This window comes from Microcystis sp. M49636_WE2, from assembly GCF_030065375.1.
GTDB classification, from domain to species: domain Bacteria; phylum Cyanobacteriota; class Cyanobacteriia; order Cyanobacteriales; family Microcystaceae; genus Microcystis; species Microcystis aeruginosa_C.
The window spans coordinates 1-9,677 of sequence record NZ_JASJFG010000868.1 but is presented as its reverse complement, the minus strand read 5'-3'; the positions used below and the strand labels follow the sequence as shown (position 1 = coordinate 9,677).

Annotated in this window: 9 protein-coding genes; 2 read left to right on the top strand and 7 right to left on the bottom strand. The window is 42.3% G+C overall.

Annotated features, from left to right (window positions below):
* From PX484_RS19920 to PX484_RS19890, 7 genes are all read right to left on the bottom strand, one after another.
* Nucleotides 1-317, bottom strand: a 317-nt coding sequence (locus tag PX484_RS19920; protein ID WP_288105239.1) for a CRISPR-associated protein Cas4, incomplete at its 3' end; no start/stop codon positions are given.
* Nucleotides 318-711: 394 nt separating this feature from the next.
* Nucleotides 712-1,407 carry a CRISPR-associated protein Cas5 gene (cas5, locus tag PX484_RS19915; RefSeq protein WP_287767677.1) on the bottom strand — a complete coding sequence of 232 codons (696 nt, stop codon included), beginning with the start codon at nt 1,405-1,407 and terminating at the stop codon, nt 712-714.
* The gene (cas7i, locus tag PX484_RS19910; protein ID WP_287767678.1) at nt 1,407-2,291 is read right to left on the bottom strand and encodes a type I-B CRISPR-associated protein Cas7/Cst2/DevR; all 885 of its coding nucleotides are present in this window, start codon (nt 2,289-2,291) and stop codon (nt 1,407-1,409) included. The genes cas5 and cas7i overlap by 1 nt, the downstream gene beginning before the upstream one ends.
* A gap of 36 nt (nt 2,292-2,327) precedes the next feature.
* Entirely contained in the window at nt 2,328-3,809 is a 1,482-nt protein-coding gene (gene cas8a1 / locus PX484_RS19905; RefSeq protein WP_288105237.1) for a type I-MYXAN CRISPR-associated Cas8a1/Cmx1, read from the bottom strand.
* 11 nt (nt 3,810-3,820) lie between these two features.
* The gene (gene cas3, locus PX484_RS19900) at nt 3,821-6,082 is read right to left on the bottom strand and encodes a CRISPR-associated helicase Cas3' (RefSeq protein WP_287767680.1); all 2,262 of its coding nucleotides are present in this window, start codon (nt 6,080-6,082) and stop codon (nt 3,821-3,823) included.
* Nucleotides 6,072-6,731, bottom strand: a complete 660-nt coding sequence (cas6, locus tag PX484_RS19895; RefSeq protein WP_287671465.1) for a type I-MYXAN CRISPR-associated protein Cas6/Cmx6 — start codon at nt 6,729-6,731, stop codon at nt 6,072-6,074. Before cas6 ends, cas3 begins: the two co-directional genes overlap by 11 nt.
* Nucleotides 6,732-6,744: 13 nt before the next feature.
* Complete coding sequence (locus PX484_RS19890) at nt 6,745-7,734, bottom strand: helix-turn-helix transcriptional regulator (protein WP_502845981.1); 990 nt, start codon at nt 7,732-7,734, stop codon at nt 6,745-6,747.
* Nucleotides 7,735-8,111: 377 nt separating this feature from the next.
* Between PX484_RS19890 and PX484_RS19885 the strand changes: the two genes are divergently transcribed.
* Entirely contained in the window at nt 8,112-9,044 is a 933-nt protein-coding gene (locus tag PX484_RS19885; protein ID WP_287767682.1) for an ATP-binding protein, read from the top strand.
* A 73-nt stretch (nt 9,045-9,117) separates the two neighbouring features.
* The coding region (locus tag PX484_RS19880) for a Uma2 family endonuclease (RefSeq protein WP_288105234.1) at nt 9,118-9,677 on the top strand (560 nt) is incomplete at its 3' end.

The following is a 9,677-nucleotide window of genomic DNA, read 5'->3' as shown; positions in this document are numbered from 1 at the left end:
TCATCTCGATGACAGCGTCCGCGTTTGTGTTCATAAGGGATAGTTTGACCGTCTCGCTGACGTAAAACGTCAATTCTACCCCTTAATCCGAGGTTTTCGTCTTCAAGATAGAGGTCTTGCCATTCTTCTCCTTCTTTCCGTTCGATTTCATCGTGTAACCGTCTTCCAGCAAATACTGCCGCGTCTTGGGTGTAGAGTTCTTCCACTTCTTCGAGATAAAATAGACGGGGACAGTAGGCAAAAGCGTGTAGAGCGCAGACGCGGAGAGTATCTTGGACAGGTTGGGGTGATTCTGGATTAAAGTCGATCGCTTGCATGATATGTTTTAGTGTAAACTTGCTTGCTTTGCTATCAATTTAACCAGTGACTACGGCAAAAAAATTTCCGCCTTTAAAAGAAAAAAGATCAGGAAATTTTGTCAGCTACAATCCAAACATGGGTATGGAGAATAATCACCGCTCGATATACCATATTTTATCAATGGGAGTAATAATATCCATTTCATAAATGATACTATTTTTAAGTAACCAGCTAGTTTCACTATTGGAAACAGATACTTTGTTTATTTCCACATAGAAACCAGAAGAGCTTTTATGTTTGATAGCCATTACGATATTATCCAATTAATGGTGACATCATAGCGGTTTTCACAGAAGTGAGTTACTATACATTATTAGACTGAAAACCGCCATAAAAAAGAAGAATATAGCTTTATTTGTCTTTTGATCTTTTTTTTGCTTTCGTTGTAGTTAAAATGGGTGCAATGATGTCAACCAGACACTGATCGCTATATTCTCCCAATGAGAACCTTTGAAAAGTCCCTTGACTCGTATTCCTGTCAATCCAAATAGGCAAACTGATCAAACCTCGATTATCCTTGACTAGCCAACGAATAGCACCATCGGTTTCTCGATAGTTACGAATGCCATTAATCATTGCCCAAGATTCACCCAAACTTAAACCACCAAAGCGCAATATTTGACTAGGTGAAGATAAAGCGATAGCTACCCGTTCTGATAACTTGATACTTGCCATCTCATTGCTAGAGTCAATTTTGAGAGCAATACGCACATCCGTTAGCAACTCTTGAAAATTGGGCTTAGAAAATTGGCTAGTTGGATATACCCCTTCGCCATACTTCTCTACCCGTTTCTTGACTTCACCACCCACCACAAACTTGTGGCTACGCTGCTTACGCACAATTCGAGAAATCGGTGAATCATTGCCAAGAATACCAATTGCCAACCTCACCCCCAGATGAGCCGATATATCCTCCTCACCCACTAACGAGAGCAAAAATCCGTAGAGTGTTGATGGTGGCGGATAGAGATAACTTTCCTTAAAATCTCTTGCAAAGCTACGGGGAAAACTGGTGCAAGGACACTCTAGATAGAGCAAATCATCCATTAGGCTTTTACCCCCTTTAACTCAGCTAAACGCTTTTTAGACTCAGCGATCGCCTCTTTGACACCACGAAGCACCGTCACACCCAAATTTTGTAACTGCTCACCATAGGGAGTATCGGCAATTTCACCCGCCACGATTAGCTCATTGATATCAATGTCTTTAACCTCAACCAAGCGCACAAGTTTTGGACAGCCAACGGATTCTCCTACACGCTTAAAGCAATTCATAATCCAAGGACTAGGATCATCGGTTAGGCGAATCACAACAGACTCGGGACGAAACTCGTAGAGGAAGCGGGAATGATTGCCCCCCACATGACGAATAGCTGCGATCGCATCTAAAACAATATCGGCACGCTCAATCTTTTTCAGGCTTTCGGGTGTCAGCGCAACGGAATATTGATAAGCAGTGCGGTGTACCTCAGTGCTGTGAATTGAGGTTTTACCCTTCTGACCACCAGTTGAACCAAAAGCAATATCACCCCAATAGGGATCGAGACTAATTGCACGACTCACTTCTAGAACTCCTCGCCGTTTTTTGGTTGCATCTTCATTTTCCGAACCTTTCTTGGCATCCATATAACCAAAGAGATCATCATCGATAAACGCCACAGGATTATAAGTTGCCCCCTTCTTGTCCTTCTCTCCCTTAAGATGATATTTATCCTCATCTGCGTCAAAAGTGCGGTTCACTTCTGCTTCACAAGTATTTTGCAAATACTCACGCAAGCCCCAGCGAATCGCCTCAGCACTTACAGTTGTATGCTGATCGTTGCCGCAGGTTATTTTTTGCAAGGTTGAAAGGGTGCTGCCGTCACCTTCGCCACGATTATTAGCGGCGATTGCAGTGGGGGTAACGACAGTAATAAATAAATGCTTAGACATGATCGAACTCCTTTGTTTTGAATAATCAGAAACTATTTACAAACTTTCTTCGTAGCCTTCATCATCTGCTTCAACGACAGAATCAGAATCTGGAATCTCTACTAGCTCCTCTTCAGAATTAGCATCCCCATCTTTTTTCTTGCTTTGGTAAGTAGCTATTGCCAGCATGGTCAAGTCACGGGCTTTGCGCCATTCTTCACCATGAATCCAAGCATAGATTTCTCGACCTAATCCCCTAGCCGCTTTGCTACGAAATTGGCTCAAGAAATCCACAAGAGCAGTTGCAAATTCCTGTTGGGTGCTAGGGCGCTGTAACCGGTGAATCACCTTGTCTGTAACTTGAAAATAGTCAAGAGGGCGACCTTGTTTATTTGCTTGTTTGCTTTGTCCAACTAAATAAACACTAAATGCTCCTTGTACGGAATCAAATAGTATTTGTTCGTGGGGTTGAAGATGTGATGTCATAGCTATTAGTCCTTTTCTTTGATATTTGATCTTGTCATGATGGGATTTACGAAACTCATAAAACTTGGTGTACCAAGTTTTCCCATTGACCAAATTTTCGGCAATCCAAGGCAATATTTTTGATATGTCTAACCAAGAAACACCTTTATCAGTTACTTTGACCTTGCTGGGGAATAGCGAGATCGCACTTTGGTAAACAGATAAAACTTGATGGGATGCTCGAACACGGTAAACTGCCTGTTTTAGTCCAGATTGGTTGCCATCCCAAGGTTGTTTACCAAGTTGATAGACCTCGCAATATTCGACTTTTTGCAGTTGTAAGCTGTCTGCTAAAGCTTCTTCTAGTAAAAGTCTTAAACCAGCTTCACCCGCACTTGGTGAACGAAAGTCACGGTAACTACGATTACTAAGTTGACGACGACGATTAATCCAAGACTTTAAATCTTTTACTTCGGGGATTACTAGAGCATAGCGCCGATTTTGCAGAAGGTAGTAGTTACAGGCGATCGGCAAAAAAAGTAAAGCAATAAAACCGCTAGGTGATTCTTCATACTCACCGTTAATATAACACTCAACCAGACCAGGTAAATGGTGTCCTTTAATGGCAATTGATGAACTAAACTTATTTTTACTATTGAAAACGCCTTTAAAGTCCCTTAGATAGTAACAATCAATCAGACTCCGATGACTTATGATAATTTCTGGCTGATTTTCATCTACCTTAAAGGGAATGAGTCTTGGTGTCTTATCTAAAGTTCTCTGTTTAGAGTGCTGTAAAAAAGTAGATGTTACTCCTTGACTAAAAGTATATTTCCCTTGCCCACTCAAATTAAGTGCAGGTACATTTAACATCCCTGAGTCAATTTGGTAAGCACTCTTAATTAGCCAATCTAGTGCTTCCTTATCATCGCAATCCCAGTTCAAAGTAACTGTGTCTTCGGATATTTCCCAAGAGATAGGAGCATCATCTATTTCAAGAGTGGATAATACTAGAGCAAGCCCTGCGATACCTGCACGATGAGGTAAGAGGGTATTGGGGTCAAAAATAGACAACTCGAACTTACTCAATTCTCATCACCTCCTTTGATTAAATAAGCTCCCAATTCCGTAGAATATGCCCACTCACGACTGGGAGCTATGGGGTAGCCTTTCCTGTGTCTTTCCCATTTCTGTACTTTTTTAGTAGATAGTAATGGGATGGTGTATTTAGGTAAAACTTTGGCGGGCAATTTATCCACAATTTGTTTGTCCTGCTCTAGTAATGCCGTAACTGTGTGACCTGCTTCACGACATGGTGCAGGATAGGCTTGCCATTTTTTGATTTCATTAAATAAAACCGTCTCTTTGTCAGGCTTACCCTGCTGTGGCGATCGCTCTAGCCATTCTGCTAAAGCTGCCTGAGAAACTTCATCGGTAAATGTCTCAAGCATTGTTCTACCGCTATCTAAATCCTCTTGACTATAGGGAAAACGCACTTTGGGATCGGGGTAAAAAATAGCATCTAGTGATTGACCGATATAGCGGCGATTGAGTCTACCCAAGCGCTGAATTAACCCGGCCGGATTAGCAATTTGTGAGACAAGTAAAGTTGCAGATAAATCCAAAGACATTTCCGCAACTTGGGTAGCGATCGCAATGACAGGCTTGTTTCCCTTAAATGCCGCAATCACTGCCCGATGATGATCTACCCGATCTTGATAGCGATAGCGACTGTGATATAAAACGGCATTCAGTCCCCTTTGTTTAACATCTTTATACACAGTAATCGCTGTACTCACCTGATTGCAGACCCACAGAACTTTGCCACAAATATGTTCACCATTGGGCAAAGCATAGGTTTTCTCTAATTCTTGTGTAACACGTTCCCAATCAGGATTGTCCGATAAATGAAAACGATAGCGAGGCAATAACTCTAACTCTTTTGCCCCTTCAATAATTTCCATGGACTTGCCGACTGCTTTCTGAATTGCCTCTAGCTGCCAAGGTAAAAATGAAGCGGACATTAGTAAAACTGGAGCTTTGACAACTTCCAAGAATCGCAATAACCCACCAAAAAGACGATTATCGTAACAATGCACCTCGTCAAATACAAAAGCAGCTTGAGCGATCGCAGGAAAGCAATACATTGGACGGCGATTACATTGCAATAGACCTAAAACCGTATCCACAGTGCAAACACTGACTTTTGTCCCCCATGTCTTAAAAGATTCTAGTTTTGTCGATATATCATCATCATCTCCTGTTAACATTAAATGCGCTAAATCCACATCAGAACGGGAATGCAGTAAAACTGAATCTACTCGATCATGTACGTAATCGATAAAACCTTCGGTACTTGTGCCAGTAGTCGGATAACAGAAAAACAATTTGCGATTTACTGCGTAACGTTTTGCCCAATTATAAGCTCCAAGAGTTTTGCCTGTACCACATCCAGCCCTAGCTAAAGTTACTCGCAATTGCGATTCACCTAATGCAACTTGAAATGGTCGCATTTCTTGACCATTGAGTCTTTGATTAACAACTTGCTCAACCTCTGATTCTGTAAGTTTTACTGATACTTGTTTCTCAATCCAATCACTAATTTTCAAGTCAGTATTTGGTAAAGCTGAACCTACCGTGTCTGCCGCAATAATTAGTGCTTTGACGACCGATACAAAGCTAGAGTCTGTCACTTGCCAGTCGATAAAATCTTCTAGCAATAATTGACGTTTAGACTTAATCTCGTTCACAGTCCATTCCCTAGAAGGTTTGACCGATAGCTTTAATTGCTTGGGTAAGCCTAATGCTTTGACTCCATGCTTGAGCATTCCCCGAAAATATTGCGGTTCAGTATAAAGATATAAGCGATCGCTTCCCGATCCATTACGAATTTCGCCAAGTTCATCATTAGGAGACTGTTTTCTAGAATCCCAACCTAGTTTTAAATGATGTCCTCCTGCCGCCACAAGTGCCGTAAGAAAATCAGCATTAGGACACTGCTGTAACCATTCTCGATATTCCCAAGCTAGGAGCATTGAGGCTAACTCATGACGGATTAACTGCGGATTTTCCCTAATATCTCGCTTACCTCTAACCATCATTTGAAAATGGTCATTGGCTTTACCCCAATCATGCAAATAAGCTGACAATCTAGCTGTGGCACGAAAACCTTCCCAGCTACATTTCAAATCAAATTGATTTATGATTCCTTGACCGATATTTTCCAGTAAAACTGTAACAGCATTGACCACATCTGCTGTATGTCCCACCAGTCCGTAAGAGCCTTTCCAATGACCTGAATCGAAAGACTTTGCTAATAAAATATTAGGGCATAATTTATTCTGCATAATTATCCTCCTTGACTGGATAGAACCACCCACACCCAAAATGCTTGCGTCCCCCTAATCCATGTCCTTGAAGTTTAAGAGAATCTTCGTTACTTAAGCCCTCAATAAATACTCCGTATCCTAAGACATTTTTATCTTTAATTCGGATACTTCTTAAAGCTAAGTCTCCCTGAGAATTACTGTTAATAAAGGCTTTTCCATGAATATTTTCTTGATCAAGAGCTTTTTGACAAGATTCAAGAAAATATAGGGGAGCTTCCTGAGTATTCCATTGTTGTAAATGGAAGATAACTAACCTTGCTTTGAGAAGACTACTAATTTCAGGTAGAGTTAAACGAGGTTGAACCAATCGGATTAAGTGACCTCTAATATCTAAAACCTGATTTTGAAGAAAGCGATACCATTGGGTCGCATCTTCGGCGGGACATCTTAACCGAAAACGAGAATATTTATTTAGATAAATCATACCACTTTTATTAGAAACCCCAGAAATACTGGAGAGCAAAACATCCGATGACAAATTATTATCATTTAATAAAGTTGGCTGTTGTTTATAACACAGATTTTTAATCGCAGAATATAGAGAAAAACCATGATCGGCGGGCAGAGTTTGTCCTCTTAAAGAAAATTGAATTTCCAGAAAATTCATATTTTGCTCCTTCTTAGCTTTCGGTTGTCGAAAGTTTGTAATGTTGACTCATTTCCTCAACTTCCCTCTTAATCAATTGAACTAATTCTTGTGGTTCTTTGACAATTGCTCCCTTGCCATAACCCAAAACCCATCGTTTAAGATCATTTAATCCCTCTACGACTAAATGTAAGGTTAATGAGCCATCGGGATGTTCGACTAACTTTTGAGAAGTATGCCAGCGTCTTTCTTTGATAAAGGGAGCAGAGGAAGGATTAAACCAGATTGTGACCGAAAATAATTTATCCCCTCCTTCGTTTTGAAATCGTTTTTCCAGATAAGCTTTAGCATTAAAACTAGAATCTTTCTCAAACGTCTCATCAAGTATCCTGAGATTCTTAATTCGATCGATACGAAAATCCCTTATCGCCTGTCGTTTATGGCAAAAACCGATTAAATACGGATTGCTACCGCGATAAATGTCCAAAAAATAGGGATCTACCACCCGATCTGATTCCTCATTGCGAGTCGCCGCATAATAGCGAATCCAAATCCGTCGGGAAGTATTGAAGGCATCTAGTAACTGCTGCCATATTTCGGGATTAAGATTGAGCATTTCAGCACCAGGACGAAAAATAATGCGCTCATCGGCTAACCTTTGCAAATTAACCCAAGTTTGCTCCGGTAATCGCTCCGATAAACGCTCGATCGAAGATCGCAATTCTTTTTCATAAGCACTTCCGGCATAGGACTCTAACATTTTTGCCCCCAGTGTCAGAGCGAATAATTCTCCTTGACTTAAGGAAATACTGGGTAAACGCCAATTAGGGTCGGTATAGTACCATCTTTTGCCCGATTGGTCGTACTCTAAAGGTGCAGAATACCTATCCCTCAAAAAATGCAGGTCATTTCTGACGGTTCTTTCCTTGACTTCGAGATGCTCCGTTAAAATTCCTTGGGTAATTCGCTTACCCGAACGCAGCAATTGGTCAATAGTCAATAGGCGCTCAAGACGGCGTGACATCGACATTTACTGACTCCTCAAATACTGGACAATCTGATCGTAAACAATGACCCCAGCAAAAAAGCTTCCCCCATTTTAAATTCAGCATTTTCATTGAGAAAATTTTTAAGAACACCGGTGGGTTAGGTGGTCATGGCTCTCGGCATCTCTGCAAGCTAACTGCAAATCCTCTACCTTTAGGAGATAGATAGAGTAAATCCAGCAAAACCATCGATTATTATCAATGCAATTGTCAAGGTTTACCGTCTATTTCTAGAATGCCACGAATAGCGGTCAATACTTCACTTTCTCTCACCAGAAGTAAAGTAGTACAGAGTTATCCCCTAGTAAAGATTGGGGGGAACTATAGTTAAGAAAGGGAACTGGGAATCGGAACGATGATCGAGCGACACAGAAGGAGATTGGCTAATGGGGAGGAGCGGGTCTATACCTACGGGGTTGGAGCGGACGGTGAGCGTCAGTCTTTGTCGATCCGTTCCGTTGATGGTTCCGTTTCAATCTCCTGCTATAGGGGAGCAGAAAAAGAGCGGGTGGTGGCCGCCCTACTAGCCAATGCCAGTTTGTTGGTGGTGGGGGAAGACGGAGCGGGGAAGACCTTTTTAGCGGAGCGGGTGATCGAGGACTTGTGGGGGCGGGGGTTTCCTGTGGCTGCCCCTGCCATCGGCACGGTCAAACAGATGCTTCTAGAAATCGCCGGGGATTTGGGGGTAGATACGGAGACGCTAGAGGGCAAACCGATGACGGCACAACAGTTACAGGAAACCATCGCCGAATGGTTGCAAAATAACGTCGCTTTTCTGGTCATGGACAATGGCCACAGGTTCCCCGTTTCCCTGCGTTGTTGGCTGGAAAAACTGCATTTACAGGGACAGCCGATATTATTATTAGCCACTTATCCCCCGGCCAGAGATATTTTTTTGAAGCTTCCCCGCATCGAATTGGAAGCTTTACCAGAAAGGGCGATCCGCGAAATCATGGAAGGGGAAGCAAACGATTTGGGATTGCGGGTGACACCGGGTAAACTGGCCGATTGGCAACAACGGGCGATCGGTAATCCCATGTTAGCGAAACGGGTGGTCAAGGAAGAATATTTAGGATTGGAGGGTAATAATTATGACCATACCCAGTGGATCGACGGTACTCCCCTACTAATTGCCGTTCTCATGGGTTTTATGATTCTCAGATTCTTGGGACTCGGTTTTAATAACACCAGTCTTTATCTGATCGGCGGGATACTGACCGTAGCGGTGGGAATGGTCAGGTTGATGATTTATTCCTTACCCGGACAGTCTAACCGTTTGGGACGCTGACTTCATCCTCCCTTAGTAGTTTGGTCTGTCACATATAGTTCCGCTAAACTGAAAGAGTTGAGCATGATGACCTATGACCATTGCGATCGACCAACCAATAGAACAAAAGCAACTCAGCTTTGACGAGTTTCTCGCTCGTTACTGTGGCGATAATCGCTACGAACTAATCGATGGAGAGGTGTTCGATTTGGAACCGACGGGTTTGCATGAGGAAGTCGCAGCTTTCATTACCACAAAGGTCTGTGTCCAGATCGATAAAACAAATTTACCCTGGTTTGTTCTTCAACGGGGATTATTGCGTCCTTCCCACCTTAGTATGACGGCATTTCGACCTGACGTTGCGGTTGTGGATCGAGATGAACTTAGCAAAGAACTACTTTGGTCTAACCAGTCGATTCTGACGCCGGGGAGTTCGATTAAATTTGTGGCGGAAGTTGTCAGTAGCAACTGGCAAAACGATTATGCCCGCAAAGTTGAAGATTACGCCGTTTTAGGCATTCCTGAATATTGGATTGCCGATTATGCGGGATTGGGCGGGACTCGACATATTGGTAAGCCCAAACAGCCCACTCTATCCATCTGTACGCTAGTGGATGGAGAATATGAAATTCAGCAGTTTCGAGGCAATCAGAC

Bases quoted from the DNA above. Each gene is read 5' to 3' on its own strand.
- cas5 (WP_287767677.1), bottom strand. From the start codon at position 1,407: ATGGATGATTTGCTCTATCTAGAGTGTCCTTGCACCAGTTTTCCCCGT.
- cas7i (WP_287767678.1), bottom strand. From the start codon at position 2,291: ATGTCTAAGCATTTATTTATTACTGTCGTTACCCCCACTGCAATCGCC.
- cas3 (WP_287767680.1), bottom strand. From the start codon at position 6,082: ATGCAGAATAAATTATGCCCTAATATTTTATTAGCAAAGTCTTTCGAT.
- cas6 (WP_287671465.1), bottom strand. From the start codon at position 6,731: ATGAATTTTCTGGAAATTCAATTTTCTTTAAGAGGACAAACTCTGCCC.
- PX484_RS19890 (WP_502845981.1), bottom strand. From the start codon at position 7,734: ATGTCACGCCGTCTTGAGCGCCTATTGACTATTGACCAATTGCTGCGT.
- PX484_RS19885 (WP_287767682.1), top strand. From the start codon at position 8,112: ATGATCGAGCGACACAGAAGGAGATTGGCTAATGGGGAGGAGCGGGTC.